Genomic DNA, 14,976 nt, shown 5'->3' with positions numbered 1-14,976 from the left:
CGGGTTACACTAGCGCTCCAATAAAACAATCATTAAAAATCTATGGTAGGGCCAGAATTAGTAATTCGTGAGAGAAAATCGTTCGCCTGGTATTTGGGTGTTTTCATTTTTGCTGCGCTATTGATATTCGGCAGCTTCTATTTTGGACGGTTTTTGGCAATCAAAGAGCGGCAGGAAATGCTCGAAAAGACCGCATGGTTAGAGCAAAAGGTAGAAGAGTACCAGCTGGCATATCAGGAAGCGAACCAGGCGCTGGTGATGCAAACACAATCCGCACAGGTTGATCTGCAATCGACACAACAGTTGATGGAAACTGTCAAACAGTTGCAGGAAACGCAAAAGGATTTGGAAGAGGAACTTAAGTTTTACCGAAAAATAATGGCGCCAGAAAAAGACCAGCAAGGACTAACAATAGCTGAATTTGCTTTGACTCCAGGTCAGAGTAGCAGAAATGCTCAATTTAAGTTAGTGCTTACTCAAGCTGGAAAGCAAGAGCAATACCTTAAAGGAGGTGTTTCTCTGGTCGTCAAAGGACAAGAAAAAGGGGCGCCTAAAGAGTACCCGTTTCGTGAACTTGGTGCTTTTCAAGCGAAGGATTTTGAGTTTCAATTTCGTTACTTTCAAAATATGGAAGGCGAGATAGCTCTTCCGGAAGGTTTTATTGCTGAGCAAGTGCTAATTAAAGCCAGAACTAGAGGCTTAGGTAAGAATCAAAGCGCAGAAAAACAATTTGCGTGGAAAATTTAGGAGACATAATCCATGTTGGGTCGCAAAAAAAAGCAGTCGCCAAGAGCTAAGGCTGGTGCCGCTGATACGTTAATTAGTAAAGAAACCAAAATTAACGGCAACGTAAACTTCACCGGCGTACTTTATGTAGATGGTTACGTAAAAGGTGATATTACTGCCGATGAGTTCGAGAATTCTCTTTTGACAATTGGTCAGAATGGCTTTGTTGAGGGAGAAATTAATGTTCCTCATATTATGATTTTTGGTCGTGTAAAAGGTGATGTACATGCTCTGGAGCACGTCGAGTTGATGTCTGATGCTCGGATTGAAGGTAATGTATATTATAAGTTAATTGAGATGGCCATGGGGGCCGAAGTGAATGGTCAGATGGTGCATAAAGAAGAGAAGCCTAAATTGCTGGGACACCATAATAAGCCTCACTCTCTAGAAGGTAAGCAGGACACTTCTGAAAAGGCCGATGAAAAAGTAAAGGAAGATAAAAAAGCTTCCTAGTGAGCAGTGTTGTATAATCTTGATTGAATAGAATAAAGGGTCAATAGTAGAATTCTATTGCTGACCCTTTTTTATTGCAGTTAAAAAGGTCTTAGTGAATAATCCACTCCAAATATTGAAAGCGTAATCCGAGTTAACTATGTCTGATTCCGGTGTGGCAAAAGTCTCTCCTATAATTTTTACCGAAGCTGCGAGCAAAAAGGCTCTGGAACTTATTACGGAAGAAGAAAATCCGGCACTTAAGCTGCGTGTCTATGTCACTGGTGGCGGTTGCTCCGGTTTTCAATACGGCTTTAGCTTTGATGAGTCTCAGGCAGAAGATGATATGATTATCGAGCGCGACGGTGTTTCCCTGGTTGTCGATGCGCTTAGTTTTCAATACCTTGTCGGCTCCCGCGTAGACTATCGAGAAGATCTCGAAGGCTCTCGTTTTGTCGTTGATAACCCTAACGCGACGACAACCTGTGGCTGTGGCTCTTCCTTTTCCATCTAGCATTATTTCTCTTTGACTCGTCTCGAACGCCATATTCAGTGCCAACAAAGCGGTAGTAGCACAATTGACTGTTTAAAGCAGTCGGTATCATCTTTGTCTGTGGCAGAGTTAAAAAAAGCATTAAAGTTTGGAGCTGTGTGGCTAGAGCGTGGCGGTAAAATAAAGCGCTCCAGGCGAGCGAAAATGCCGTTAATTGAAGGTGATTTACTTCATCTGTATTATGATTCTGAAATACTTTCGGCGCAAACTCCGGACGCCAGGCTTGTGGCTGATGAGGGTGACTACTCTATTTGGGATAAACCATGCGGGATGTATTCTCAAGGGACTAAATGGGGAGATCACTCCAGTATTTGTCGCTGGATAGAAATGTTTGGGTGCGAGAAATATCAACTGGGTGAACGTCAGGCCTATCTGGTGCATCGTCTTGACAGGGCTACCAGCGGTCTCATTGTGGTTGCACACAAAAAGAAAGTAACTCAAAAGCTAGCACGCCTATTTGAAGACCGAAAGGTAGAAAAACGCTACCAGGCTATTGTCCATGGTCACTTTCCTGATTCTATTTTGCGTCTGGAAGCAGATATTGACGGTAAAGTTGCGTTGACGGAAATACTGGAAAACCACTTTGACCCGACTTCAAATTGCAGTACTCTCAAAATCAATCTGGCAACAGGAAGAAAGCATCAAATTCGAAAACACCTGGCCGATGCCAACTTTCCAATTGTGGGAGATCGACTTTATGGAGAAAAAGTGGATGTCGGGAAGGATATCGTTGAACTCAATTCAAACTTGCGTTTGAGATGCCTTTATTTGAGTTTTCCCTGTCCCGTTAGCGGTGATTTGAAGTGCTATTCGGGTTGAATGTGAGGTGGATAGAACAAGGTTTCGTACTCACGCATTGTCTCCAGCTCAATTAATAGCTCGCCTTTTTGCTCGCGATATTTTGCCCAGTGTTCATTCTCCAATGCTCCCAACATGGCATACAGGAAGTTTAGGCTGGGTTTAAAGTTTTCTAGCTTTTCCAGTTTGAGAAAAGCCTGGAGTGCGCCGGCTGATTTCAAATCAGCATAAGTTGTAATACCGATGCGTTCCAAAGGGAGCGCACTTTTGGCACCAAGATTCTTAAGTTTGGCAACCGGTGTTGTTTCGTCGATTTTTAAACAGGACATAGTATTTCTTACCTTATGGAAGGTAGATTCCGCCCAAAATTCTAGTGCTTTGTGCACCGGTTACTGAAGGCAAATTGCCTGGTAGTTGTTCAACTCTACGATAAGCCAGCCAGGCAAAGGTCATAGCTTCCAGATAATCACCATCGACGCCAATATCATTAGTCTGGAAAACTTTTTTTCCAAGATGTTTTCCAATGGCTTCTAGCAGATAGGGATTATTCATGCCGCCGCCGCTGGCGTAGACTTCAAAGTTGTCGAGTTCAAGGTTTTTAACTGCGTCAGCAATTGTTACAGCTGAAAATTCAAGCAATGTTGCCTGGATATCCTCTGCTGATATTGGAAAATCACAGCTATCAATCTGTCGTTGCAGCCAGGTTATGGAAAAGTGCTCTCTGCCTGTACTTTTGGGTGGTGCTTTTTTGAAATAAGGATCAGAAAGCAGTACTTTTAGCAGTTGTTCATTCACACGCCCGGAGCGGGCAAACTGGCTATCGCGATCAAAAAGCTCATCGGATTTTGGGTGGAAGCGTTTAAAGTGGGCATCCATTAATGTATTGGCTGTACCAGTATCGAAACCGAGAACATTTGCACTCGGATCTTTCGGTAACAGAGTTATGTTTGCTATGCCACCGAGATTTAAGATAATTCGGTTTTCTCTTTTACTTCGCATCACTGCATTATGAAACGCGGGGGCCAGAGGTGCTCCCTGACCGCCTGCAGCCAGATCCATGCGCCTGAAGTCTGATACCGTTTTAATACCTGTTTGGTGGGCAATAACATTAGGATCGCCAATTTGTATGCTAAAAGCAGTTTCTCGCTCCGGTCGATGACGAATTGTTTGTCCGTGACTACCAATCGCTTTAATTTGCGAAGGAGACAGAGATTGAGCGGCTAAAAAGCTATTAACTGCTTCTGCAAAAACATAGCCCATCTGGCGATCCATTCTGCCCAGCAGCTCTATTCGGTTTTCAACCACTTCAGCAATTTTTTCGGGAACAGGGTGGCCTGAGACAGTGTTCAGGGCATTTGCGTAGATGTTTTCGGCGATCGTCTGTTTTACATCGCATAGTTCGATCAGAGAGTCTCTGACTTCCTTTGAAACAGGGTGAAGGTAGTGAGCTATCAGTTTGCTCTGACCGTCAGCAAAGTCGACCAATGCGACATCGACACCGTCAATGCTGGTGCCACACATCAGGCCGATATAGAGTTCCGTTTCGTTGTGAGTCATATATTGGGGCTCAGGTTATCTTGCAATCAGGGTGCTATTTCTTTGTCTGGTAATGAGACAATGCTTCGAGATTGTAATTGATCGATAATTTCTCTGGTGGTTGCTACAAAGCGCTCTCTTTCGGATTTGGCAATTGGTTTTGCTTGCGGCAAATCAACTGTGCGAGGGTTACGATGAACACCATTGACGACAAACTCATAGTGCAGGTGCGGGGCTTCGGCAAGCCCTGTCATGCCAACATAGCCGATTACCTGTCCTTGTTTGACTCGCTTATTCTTGCTAACGGCCCTTCGTGACATATGCAGGTACTTGGTTACAATTCCCTGACCATGTTGAATAAAAACATACTTCCCGTTGTATTTATTATAGCTTGACGCAATAACTCTACCATCACCCGCAGCTCTGATTGGCGTGCCCGTTTTTGCCCGGTAATCAATTCCCTTGTGAGCTTTCCAACGCTTGAGGATTGGATGAAAGCGCTTGGGTTTGAAATTAGAACTGATATAGGCGAAATTCAATGGGGCTCGTAAAAATGCTTTGCGCATGCTGTAGCCATCAGGCGTGTAGTAACTACTATTTCCTTTGGAGTCGGTATACCGAACCGCCATGTAAGACTTACCCTGATTAATAAATTCCGCAGCCAGAATGTCGCCATTCCCTATTTTTTCACCGTCGAGGTATTTTTCTTCGTAAAAGAACGAAAAGGCATCACCTTCACGAATATCGAGAATAAAATCAATTTCCCAGCCAAATATATTAGCAAGCTGCATTATCTGAGTATCACTCAAACCGGCATCTTTTCCGGCGGCAAACAGAGAATCTTTTATGACACCTTGGGCGTAGGCGGTTGTGTATTGGATGGTTTTATTTTCAATTCTACTGGTGAGCTCGCCATCGGCCTTTTCAATGTACAGGGTCTTTTGAATGTTCATTGCATATTTCAAAGCTTCCAGTTCATTATTTTCATCAATCTGGTAATTGATAATTTCTCCAGGCTTGAGGCGAGTTAAAACCTTGGTATTTTCGTCAAGGTTAGCAACTTTATAGGTCTGCTGCGGGGATAGGCCAATACGCTTGAAAATATTTGAAAGGGTGTCACCTTTTTTTACCGATTCACTTTTCCAGTTGACAAGGTTTACCATAGGTACCGTTTCTGGAGGGGCTTCCATGGGCTCCAGATTTAATTCGATTTCAACCGGATCGCTGTATCGCTTCTCTTCGGCGGCAATCTCGTTTAATGTTTCTATTGCTATTTCGGGTTCGGCATTCTCTGTTTTCGGCAGTAGCAGGTAGCCTATTAGCAAGACACTCAAGGCGCTGCCGACAATGAGAAAGGGATGAGTCATCCACTCAGGCAGGTGCCTCTGAGTATGACTAGAAGATAATTTCTGGCTATTTTGTGGCTTGTAATCGTGTTTAATCATACAACTTTGTGCGAGTTCCGTATAAAATGCGCGCAGTAAAAGTGAATTAAACCCTCAACTTATGTGTTTACCCATGAAGCTCTCCTGTTTTGAGGCAGGATCTGTGTGAGTTTCAGGTGTCAAATTTAAACACAAGACTGCAGTTTCGTCGACAATGATATATGACTTCGGAAAAAACGTAAAATTCACTTTAAAGACGAATTAAAAACTATTGATTTTTAAAGAATTTAATTTATATACGAAGCTTTTCTGGCGCTCGTAATATTTTGGGTTAACTATGACAGAACAAAACAAAGACTTACTTGATGACTTAAACAGTCGTGGCCTGGTTTCACAAATGACAGCTGAAGAAGAACTTCATACTCATCTGAAAGAGGGGATGAAGGTGGTCTATTGTGGTTTTGACCCAACCGCAGATAGTCTTCATATTGGCAGTCTCGTACCGCTTTTAGCACTTAAACGTTTTCAACAGCACGGACATAAGCCTATTGCGCTGGTTGGTGGGGCGACAGGATTAATTGGCGATCCTTCATTTAAGGCGGCAGAAAGGCAGCTGAATTCTGCAGATGTTGTTGAGAGCTGGGTAGAGAGTTTGAAAAAGCAGGTCAGTCAGTTTATTGACTTTGACTGCGGAGAAAACTCGGCGGTCGTCGCCAACAACCTCGACTGGACACAAGGGGTTGATGTGTTGTCATTCTTGCGTGATGTAGGTAAGCACTTCTCCGTGAACCAGATGATTCAGAAAGAGTCAGTAAAACAGCGAATCGATAGAGAAGGCGCAGGGATCTCATTTACTGAGTTCACCTATATGATACTGCAGTCATATGATTTTGCAGAACTCAATAAAAGACTAGGCTGTACTGTCCAGATTGGCGGCAGTGATCAGTGGGGCAATATTACCGGAGGGATCGATTTAACTCGACGAATGAATCGCAATCAGGTTTTTGGCCTTACTTTGCCGCTGGTAACAAAAGCAGATGGTACCAAATTTGGGAAAACCGAATCAGGAACTATTTGGCTGGATGCAAAGAAAACCAGCCAGTATGCGTTCTACCAGTTTTGGTTAAATACTGCCGATGCTGATGTATATAAATTTTTGCGCTACTTCACTTTCTTAAGTCAGGAAGAGATCATCGCAATTGAACAAGCAGACAGAGAAGCAGAAGGTCGACCTGCCGCTCAGGGGATCCTCGCCAGAGAGGTGACAAAGCTAGTTCATGGTGATGACGGTCTGGCAGCTGCACAAAGAATTACCGAGGCCATGTTTGAGGGCACTCTGGCTGATTTGAGTGAACAGGATCTTGAGCAGCTAGCGCTTGACGGACTCCCTTCCAGTGAACTGCCTGCCGATTTTTCGGAAAAGCCTTTGACTACATTACTTGCTGAGTGTGGAATGGTGAAGGCTGGCAGAGAAGTTAAGGATGCTCTTGGCAAAAATTCTGTGTGGGTAAATGGGGATGCGAAAGGCGCCCAGGATAATATGAATTGCGCTGATATCTTCGCAAAAGAAAAGTCTTTATACGGAAAGTTCTTTCTGGTTAAGTTAGGTAAAAAGAAAAACCATCTCATCACATTGGCTTAATTATACTTCATCTGATAGAGAAGGGCGGCTTTAGCGCCCTTTTCTATTAGTGACAGGTCAACCTTTCTTTCAGTTGAAAAGCTAAAATCAATAATGTGGCAGTTCTGCATTCAAATTATAAGTTCTCAAGCTGAAATGTTTTTAGTTGTTTGAAATTTTCAGTTTTAGCTTCTATCCCCTGACAATGCTACTCATCTTAGATAACATCTTGTTATACAAGGATTATCTTTCTCTTTGTCATTGACCTGCTTCAGTCATTGGTCTATAAATAGAACAGTCGTCGAAAAAGTTGGTTTGCTCAAGAATGCTTTCCAATATCTTTTATTAGAATCCGACCTTGTCTTGCTACAAAATAAACTAGATGTTCAATAAGAATATTCAAATAAGAGGCTCATCAGGGTGAAAAATAATCAGGAAGAACTGAAGTCAAACATGGAATCTGGTCGATTAACCGTTGTCGGCTGCGGTTTGCATCCGGGCCATATGACCTCAGAGTCAGAGAGCTATATCTCTAAAGCCGATAAGGTTTTGGTGGTCGCCCCCAACCCATTGTCAATTCAACATATTCGCGGACTCAACCCTTGCGCTGAGAATCTCGGTTTGCTTTATGAGGGAGATGTCAACCGACTTCAGACCTATCATATGATGGCTGAAAAAATGGTTGAGCTGGTACTGGAAGGATATGATGTTTGTTGTGTGTTTTACGGTCACCCGGGAATATTCGCTTTGTCTCCGCACTTAGCAATAGAAAAATTAAAAACGCTCGGTAAGCCAGCAAAAATGCTGCCAGGAATATCTGCAGATGCCTGCCTTTTTGCTGATCTCAACCAGGATCCCGCAACGGTCGGCTGCCAATCATTTGAAGCGACTCAGTTTCTATTAACCGAGCGTCCTGTGGATCCATCTTCAGCTTTGATTTTATGGCAAGTAGGGCTGACTGCAGAGCACACTCTCAAAGAGAGAAAGCCTGGAAAACATGGAATCTCAGCTCTTATTCGATTGCTGCGTAACTACTATTCAGAGCAACACAAAGTCTGTGTCTATGAAGCTCCAATGCTACCTGGTTTTGAGCATCGTGAAGATTGGGTAACCTTGAATGAATTGGAAACGATAGAATTAAATACGATAAGTACTTTATATATTCCAGCCGAACAACCAATGAAATTTGCTAAAGAGCGGCTAGAGTGGTTGAAGCTGGAGGAGTCAGATCTATCCGCCTGGAAGCTGGCTAAAAGTTAAATGAAAAGGGAAGCGTCTTTTTTCTATTTAAGTAGTAAAATCTAACCAACAAAACAGAGAGGAAGCTAATGGATAAACTCACTCAATTTTATTTAAGCCTTAGTCAGGATGCTGAAAAACTAGCAGCATTTAATAATGGTCAGAGCCAGAAAGAAATTGAAGTTAACAGAAAAGCAATGCTGCGCCACGCTGGTATTTCGGATATTGATGACGTTGCTTCATTGTCTCAGGACAAACTATTGTCCAGAATTGGTGACAGTCTGGTCGATGAATCGTCACAGTGGGAAAATGTGCGTAGTGCAAGTGTTCCAAACTCGAACAATACCGATAACAATGTCAGTTACTTTGGATTAGGAAGTTAAACCTCAAAGATGTTAAAACGCTGGTTACGGCTCGCGCGAATAATTCGCGGGAGCCTTTTTATTTTAGTGATTGCTATTTGGGGAGGCGGCTGTCTGGCTGCTGGTGAAGGTAGTGAACAGAAACAAATACCTCTTAGCTGGTACAGTGAAGAAGTTAAGCGGCTTGCACGGAATGAGCCCAAGGTTGCAATTGAAATTGCTGAAAAGGCACTTCGATATGTTACAACCAAAGAAAATGCCAGAGAAAAGGCACAACTCCTTAACGCAGCTTCCTATGCATTCTACTTCCTGAGTGAATACTCTTCATCGTTGCAAAGAGCGCTTGAGGCTGAAGCGCTAGCAAAGGAATATGGATTTGCGGGAGAGTTGGCTCGTTCGCTGGTTCTGCAGGGAAACTTGTTACAGATCAGTGGCGCGCTTGAGCCCGCTTTAGAAAAATATAAAAGTGCCACTGAAACCTACATAAAGCTTCAAAAATTAAAAGAACTTAAACAGGTTTACAATAATATTGCTAATACATACTACGTCGGTGATCGCTTTGAGGCTGCGATTGATTACTATAACAAGTCGGCTGCAGATTCTAGTGACCCCGCGGTTCTAGCTAAGTCCAAATTGGGTATTGCAAACGTTTATAGTGCGAGAAGTAATACCGATAAAGCGATCGAAAACTATCAACTGGCAAGGACTTTGTACGAAAAAGCACAAGACTCTCTTGGCATAATGCTTAGTATGAGAGGAATTGCAGAACAATTTTTGGTGCAGAAAAAATTTGAGCAAGCTCTCGGGCTGATTGAAGAAATAGAAACTGTTTCTGTTAATAGAAGTCAGCTTTTTAAACAAGCCAGCAACTTGTTAATAAAAGCAAGAGCTCAATCCGGACTGGATTTACATCAGAAAGCGCTTGATACCGTGGAAAACGCAATAAGTCTTTCAGAGGAAGTTAAACAGGATTTTGAAAAAATTAATGCTCTGAAGCTTAAGAGTGAGATCTTGTATCGAACCGGCCAGTTTAGAGAAGCTTACGATATTCGGACATTGGTTCGTAAGCTTGAAAAAGAACAGGAGTTGCAGCAACATCGTAGTCAACTTTCAATTATGCAAACACTTTTCGATGTGGAGTCCAAAAATAATCAGATCAAACTACTGGCATCAAAAAATAAACTCAAGGACCTTGAAATTATACAGCAGCGGACTTTTGCCTGGTTAATTGTTGGAATAGTTCTTCTTGTTTGCGGATTGACCGTATTCTATTTTTATCGAAAATCACAACTGGAACTGATCGATGAGCACAAAGCTGTAGCGAAAAAATTGCTTGAACTCGATAAGCTAAAAGATCAGGTGTTGACAAATACCTCGCATGAATTGCGGACTCCGCTCAACGGAATTATTGGTATGTCGGAATTATTGAAAGAAGATCTGACATTAAGTCCGGATCAACAAGAATCGGTTGATGTGATTATTGAGTCAGGGCAAAGACTGCTTTCATTGGTAAGAGACATTACTGACTTCTCTCAGTTGCAGGCTGGAAAGCTATCAATAGAGAAACAACCTATAAGTCTATTTTCTGCAGTTGATAAAGCAATGAAAATTTTGGAGAGTATGGCTTCGTCTAAAGAGATCATGTTATACAACGGTATTCCTCAAATACTGCCGAAAGTTGTTGCTGATCCTAAACGCTTACAACAGATTCTTTTAAATCTTCTAGGTAATGCTATAAAGTTCAGCCACCAGGGCATTGTGAGTGTTCGTAGCGTAGAACTGGAAGACTCTGTTTTGATAAAAGTTGTGGACGAGGGTATTGGTATTGAGGTAGAGCAGCTAGACTCGATTTTTCGACCTTTCGAACAAGTAGATGGTAGTTTTAGTCGCGAAAATGAAGGGACAGGATTAGGCCTGCCAATCACTCAGGAGTTATTAAAATTGCACGGCAGTAGTCTGATGGTAACTTCCAGTCCGGGCAAGGGAAGCTGTTTTTCTTTTTCACTGGAAAAGTCCTGACGAGGATAGAAACTTAGTCCCTAATCGCCGAATTTAACTTGAACTCACTATTACTTTTTTATGGTCATAGGTCTGTTGAGAGTGATCAAGTGTATGAAAGTTAATGATAAAATTAGACCAGTAGGCTGGGTTAGCATTGCGTAATCCAATAGTGAATCTCGCTGAGGCAATAAATGATGCATTTAGGTTTTGTGCTTAATATTTAAAATCTGATGGATTTTAAAAAAAGGCTTTCGTTGGAAAGCCTCCTATATTTTTCGCAGACACTCGGCGTTTTAAATATGAATATTTTCTTCAGCAAACCTGATTTCAACGCCTTCAATTTCTGCTTGCTCAACTAAAGACTGAATAAACTCCTGAATCGCCAAATGAGACACTCGATGGGTTAGATAGCCACGAACTTTATCGGCAACCATCGAATATTCAAGCTTTTTACCTTCGATTTTGCGGGTGATATTAACCACATGAAAACCATAGCGAGACTCGATCGGACTTTCTGCAAGCCCCTGCTTTAGTGGCATCAGCTGTCTTTCAAATTCTGGCACGGTTTGCCCTTTACTTAACTGTCCCAGATTGCCACCGGTTTCCTTGGAAGGACATGCCGAATATTGTTGGGCAAGTGACGGAAAAAGCAGGGGATCATTTTTGAGTTCATCGATAATTCTCTTGGCCTGGTTTTTCGCAGTTTCTCTACCTGTTACATCATCTGGCGCTGCTGCCAGTAGAATATGGTCAACTTCCATCAACGGCATAGTGGTGAATTTGTCAGGATTGTTTGCAAAATAGCGCAGGCAATCATCCTCCCTGGGATCTTCGTAGCTGATGCTATCTCCGATCAATTGTTGTAATGCTTCCTCTTCATTTTCTGCACTAATCTCTATGCAGCGTTTCCTGGCTTCTTCATGTAGAAGTTCGCGAATAACCAGAGTTTGTCCCGCCTGCTGAACAACAACTTCAAAATCTTTGTTCGGGTGATATTGAAGCTCATTGGCTAGATCTTCTTCTCGAATGGCTTTTCCATTAACACTAATTTGCGGAAGAGGCGAAGAAGGCTCGGTATGGGCATGGGAGTGTGCGTGAGAGTGTGAACCACATGAACTCATAATTTTTCTCTTTAGTTGCAGTTGTCGGCTTTTTTCTTGTTATGCCCGAAAATCTTTTCATTTAAAAAATCAGTCCCAACTCCATAAAATGAATTCAACCTGTCTGACGGGTTTATTGGGACTGTGCTTCTTTGATAAAACTCTTAACTATAGCTCTCTTTTCTATTGTTGATTATCTTTGTCTTACTACCTGATAACGTCGACCGAAATACCAGACTGGTACGCTGATGATGTGAACCAATCGAGTAAACGGGAAAACCAGTATCATGGTTAAACCGACAAAAACGTGCAGCTTGTAAATGATATGTACCGGTTCAATTGATGCCGCGGCTTGCATTCCCTGGAAAGTCACAATGCTTTGTGCCCAGTTACCCAGCATAATCATGACTGAGCCGTCCAGATGATCCATTGAAACTACGATAGTCAAAAGACCTAATACCAGTTGAATCAGCAACATGAATAGCAATGCGATATCAGAAGTTTTTGAAGAGGCTCTAACCCGGTCATCAGTTAACCTACGCTTGATTAGCATTAAAAGACCGATAAGGCAAAGTATGCCAAAGAATCCTCCACTCACCATTGCCAGGAGTTGTTTGTTAGCACTGGTGATCACATAGTGGTAAACCGACTCCGGAGTTAACAGACCAACAAAATGGCCAAGCAAAATAAAAATCACACCAATGTGGAAAAGATTGCTGGCAACTCGAAAACCTTTCTTGCTTAACATTTGGCTAGAGTCGGCTTTCCAGGTGTAGGGCTCACGATCAAAACGGATCCAGCTGGCAACAATACAGACCAGGATCGCAATGTAGGGATAAACCCCGAAAAGTAAATTATTCAAATTTGACATGGTTATCTCCTTACAATCCCGCCACTTCAGCAGCATCTTTGTTATGCCACTTGATCGGAACTTGTTGAATAGTATTTGGGTCCAGCGAATTTCTGGAAGACTGAAGTCCTGACTGACTTGGACATTGGCCGGCCATTGGATCGTCAAATTTAACTTCTTTGTCTTCCCACTCTTTATCAATCGCTTCGACAGTATCGTCTCTTTCTTCCTGGCTCACCGCTTCTTTAACTTCAGCACGGTCCACCTCAATTTCAGAAATGTCAATTAAGCTGTCGAACAACACTGAGTAGTAGCATTCACGTTCGATTAGTCGCTCGGAAAGCATCGTCATTAGATGACAAATGTCTCCCAGCCACTCTTTGGCGTATTCGCTATCTTGTTCACTTAAAAACTCAAGATAAAGGGGAATATAGTCAGGTAGTTGCGCTGAATCGACTTCAAAGCCTTTCGACTTGTAAACGTTCATCAGATCAACCATTGCCTGACCACGGTCACGGGACTCACCATGTACGTGCTCAAAAAGCAATAAAGAAAGAGCACGACCTCTGTCAAATAAAAGGTCGTAACTTTCTTGTGCATCATAGAGATCACGCGCGGTTAGCTTACGAATAAATTTAACCAGTGCAGCTTTGTTTTGCTGGTTAATTTCCGTTGACTCTTCGACCACGGTAATCATTTCCTCCGCAGCGTCAAATAACGCTGCGGTAGGGTAGTCGAGTAACCGTGATATGACTTTTAAAATCAACACGGGCTATTCTCCTACATTAACAGTTTTAATAACGTCGCGACGGTTTACTTTTTTCGCGCCGAACATGTTTACATCGCTGGTGCCTGTGCTACAACCGTTACCAAATGTAAATCCACAACCACTTCTTTCGCCGTAAGCTTGCGGTACATTCATTTCACGATGACCACTAGGAATTACATAACGGTCTTCATAGTTAGCGATTGCCAGGTAGCGATACATTTCTTCTGCCTGCTTTTTGGTTAAGCCTGCTTGTTGAAGCACTTTTAAATCTTCAACACCATCCACATTTTGCGAACGCTTGTAAGCACGCATCGCTAGCAGTCTTTCCAGAGCGCGAATAACCGGTTCTTCATCACCTGCAGTTAGCAGATTCGCCAGATATTTCATCGGAATACGCAAGCTGCGAAGATCTGGAATGACACCATTCATTCCTAAAGTGCCCGCTTCTACTGCATTTTGGATTGGGCTTAAAGTTGGAACGTACCAAACCATCGGTAATGTGCGGTATTCAGGATGAAGTGGAAGTGCCAACTGCCAGTCCACCGCCAGCTTGTAAACCGGAGATTCTTGCGCTGCTTTAATCACTGAGTCGGCAACACCATCTTTACGCGCCTGTGCAATGACTTCCGGATCATTAGGATCAAGGAATATTTCTAATTGCTTTTGATAAAGGTCGGTTTCAGACTCGGTTGAAGCTACTTCTTTAATCTTATCCGCATCATAGAGTAAAACACCAAGATATCGGATACGGCCTACACAGGTTTCACTACAAATGGTCGGCATACCCGCTTCGATACGTGGGTAACAGAAAATACATTTTTCTGATTTGCCAGACTTCCAGTTAAAGTAAATTTTCTTGTATGGACAGCCGCTGACACACATACGCCAGCCGCGACACTTCTCCTGATCGATCAAAACAATGCCATCTTCTTCGCGCTTGTAAATTGCACCAGAAGGACAAGATGCCGCACACGCAGGGTTCAAGCAGTGTTCACAAAGACGAGGCAAATACATCATGAAAGTATTTTCAAATTCGCCGTACATCTCTTTTTGCATATTATCGAAGTTTTTGTCTTTGCTGCGTTTTTCGAATTCAGTACCAAGAATTTCTTCCCAGTTAGGACCCCATTCGATTTTCTGCATTCGCTTACCAGAAATTACCGAGCGTGGACGAGCGGTAGGTTGATGTTTGGACTCCGGTGCTGTGTGCAGATGCTGATAGTCGTAATCAAAAGGTTCATAATAGTCATCGATTTCAGGCAAATCAGGATTAGCAAAAATTCCTGCTAACACTCTGAATTTTCCGCCGATGCGAGGTTGGATATCTCCATTGGATTTTCTCACCCAACCGCCATTCCATTTGTCCTGGTTTTCCCATTCTTTTGGGTAACCAATGCCAGGTTTGGTTTCAACGTTGTTGAACCAGGCGTACTCCATACCTTCGCGCGAAGTCCACACGTTTTTACAGGTAATTGAACAAGTATGGCAGCCGATACACTTATCAAGGTTGAGCACCATACCGATTTGTGAACGTATTTTCATGG

At 42.7% G+C, this 14,976-nt stretch carries 15 protein-coding genes; 8 read left to right on the top strand and 7 right to left on the bottom strand.

The window, feature by feature from the left end:
- The first annotated feature begins 42 nt into the window (after positions 1-42).
- The 4 genes from IYN84_RS07570 to IYN84_RS07555 all read left to right on the top strand — a co-directional run bounded on the left by IYN84_RS07570 (position 43) and on the right by IYN84_RS07555 (position 2,590).
- Entirely contained in the window at positions 43-747 is a 705-nt protein-coding gene (locus IYN84_RS07570; RefSeq protein WP_196138605.1) for a DUF6776 family protein, read from the top strand.
- A gap of 12 nt (positions 748-759) precedes the next feature.
- Positions 760-1,239, top strand: coding sequence for a polymer-forming cytoskeletal protein (locus IYN84_RS07565; protein ID WP_196138604.1), 480 nt, complete (start codon positions 760-762; stop codon positions 1,237-1,239).
- 139 nt (positions 1,240-1,378) lie between these two features.
- Complete coding sequence (erpA, locus tag IYN84_RS07560; protein WP_196138603.1) at positions 1,379-1,732, top strand: iron-sulfur cluster insertion protein ErpA; 354 nt, start codon at positions 1,379-1,381, stop codon at positions 1,730-1,732.
- Between the two features lie 12 nt (positions 1,733-1,744).
- The gene (locus tag IYN84_RS07555) at positions 1,745-2,590 is read left to right on the top strand and encodes an RluA family pseudouridine synthase (protein ID WP_196138602.1); all 846 of its coding nucleotides are present in this window, start codon (positions 1,745-1,747) and stop codon (positions 2,588-2,590) included.
- Here the strand turns inward: IYN84_RS07555 and IYN84_RS07550 are convergent.
- Genes IYN84_RS07550 through IYN84_RS07540 form a run of 3 tightly spaced genes read right to left on the bottom strand, consistent with a single transcriptional unit; the run spans position 2,578 to position 5,550 of the window.
- Positions 2,578-2,898 (bottom strand): TfoX/Sxy family DNA transformation protein, encoded by a 321-nt coding sequence (locus tag IYN84_RS07550; protein ID WP_196138601.1) that lies wholly within the window; start codon positions 2,896-2,898, stop codon positions 2,578-2,580. The genes IYN84_RS07555 and IYN84_RS07550 overlap by 13 nt on opposite strands.
- Positions 2,899-2,911: 13 nt before the next feature.
- Entirely contained in the window at positions 2,912-4,126 is a 1,215-nt protein-coding gene (locus tag IYN84_RS07545) for an anhydro-N-acetylmuramic acid kinase (protein WP_196138600.1), read from the bottom strand.
- Positions 4,127-4,152: 26 nt separating this feature from the next.
- Positions 4,153-5,550, bottom strand: coding sequence for an OapA family protein (locus IYN84_RS07540; RefSeq protein WP_196138599.1), 1,398 nt, complete (start codon positions 5,548-5,550; stop codon positions 4,153-4,155).
- 277 nt (positions 5,551-5,827) lie between these two features.
- Between IYN84_RS07540 and tyrS the strand changes: the two genes are divergently transcribed.
- From tyrS to IYN84_RS07520, 4 genes are all read left to right on the top strand, one after another.
- Positions 5,828-7,132, top strand: a complete 1,305-nt coding sequence (tyrS, locus tag IYN84_RS07535; RefSeq protein WP_196138598.1) for a tyrosine--tRNA ligase — start codon at positions 5,828-5,830, stop codon at positions 7,130-7,132.
- A gap of 399 nt (positions 7,133-7,531) precedes the next feature.
- Positions 7,532-8,371: an SAM-dependent methyltransferase gene (locus tag IYN84_RS07530; RefSeq protein ID WP_196138597.1), complete on the top strand. Its 840-nt coding sequence runs from the start codon at positions 7,532-7,534 to the stop codon at positions 8,369-8,371.
- 68 nt (positions 8,372-8,439) lie between these two features.
- A complete protein-coding gene (locus tag IYN84_RS07525; protein WP_196138596.1) occupies positions 8,440-8,733 on the top strand; it encodes a hypothetical protein in 294 nt (97 codons plus the stop codon).
- Between the two features lie 9 nt (positions 8,734-8,742).
- Positions 8,743-10,731: an ATP-binding protein gene (locus tag IYN84_RS07520; RefSeq protein ID WP_196138595.1), complete on the top strand. Its 1,989-nt coding sequence runs from the start codon at positions 8,743-8,745 to the stop codon at positions 10,729-10,731.
- Positions 10,732-11,006: 275 nt separating this feature from the next.
- On the opposite strand, the gene IYN84_RS07515 is transcribed toward IYN84_RS07520, so the two are convergent.
- From IYN84_RS07515 to narH, 4 genes are all read right to left on the bottom strand, one after another.
- Complete coding sequence (locus IYN84_RS07515; protein ID WP_196138594.1) at positions 11,007-11,834, bottom strand: peptidylprolyl isomerase; 828 nt, start codon at positions 11,832-11,834, stop codon at positions 11,007-11,009.
- A gap of 172 nt (positions 11,835-12,006) precedes the next feature.
- Positions 12,007-12,684, bottom strand: a complete 678-nt coding sequence (gene narI / locus IYN84_RS07510) for a respiratory nitrate reductase subunit gamma (RefSeq protein WP_196138593.1) — start codon at positions 12,682-12,684, stop codon at positions 12,007-12,009.
- A 10-nt stretch (positions 12,685-12,694) separates the two neighbouring features.
- Complete coding sequence (gene narJ / locus IYN84_RS07505) at positions 12,695-13,432, bottom strand: nitrate reductase molybdenum cofactor assembly chaperone (protein ID WP_196138592.1); 738 nt, start codon at positions 13,430-13,432, stop codon at positions 12,695-12,697.
- Positions 13,433-13,435: 3 nt separating this feature from the next.
- Positions 13,436-14,974, bottom strand: a complete 1,539-nt coding sequence (gene narH, locus IYN84_RS07500) for a nitrate reductase subunit beta (RefSeq protein WP_196138591.1) — start codon at positions 14,972-14,974, stop codon at positions 13,436-13,438.
- Positions 14,975-14,976 lie beyond the last annotated feature (2 nt).

Origin of the sequence: Aliikangiella sp. G2MR2-5, from assembly GCF_015687155.1 — a bacterium.
Lineage (GTDB): Bacteria > Pseudomonadota > Gammaproteobacteria > Enterobacterales > Kangiellaceae > Aliikangiella.
Note: the sequence above shows the minus strand (reverse complement) of the source record. Positions and strands in the feature narration are given on the sequence as shown.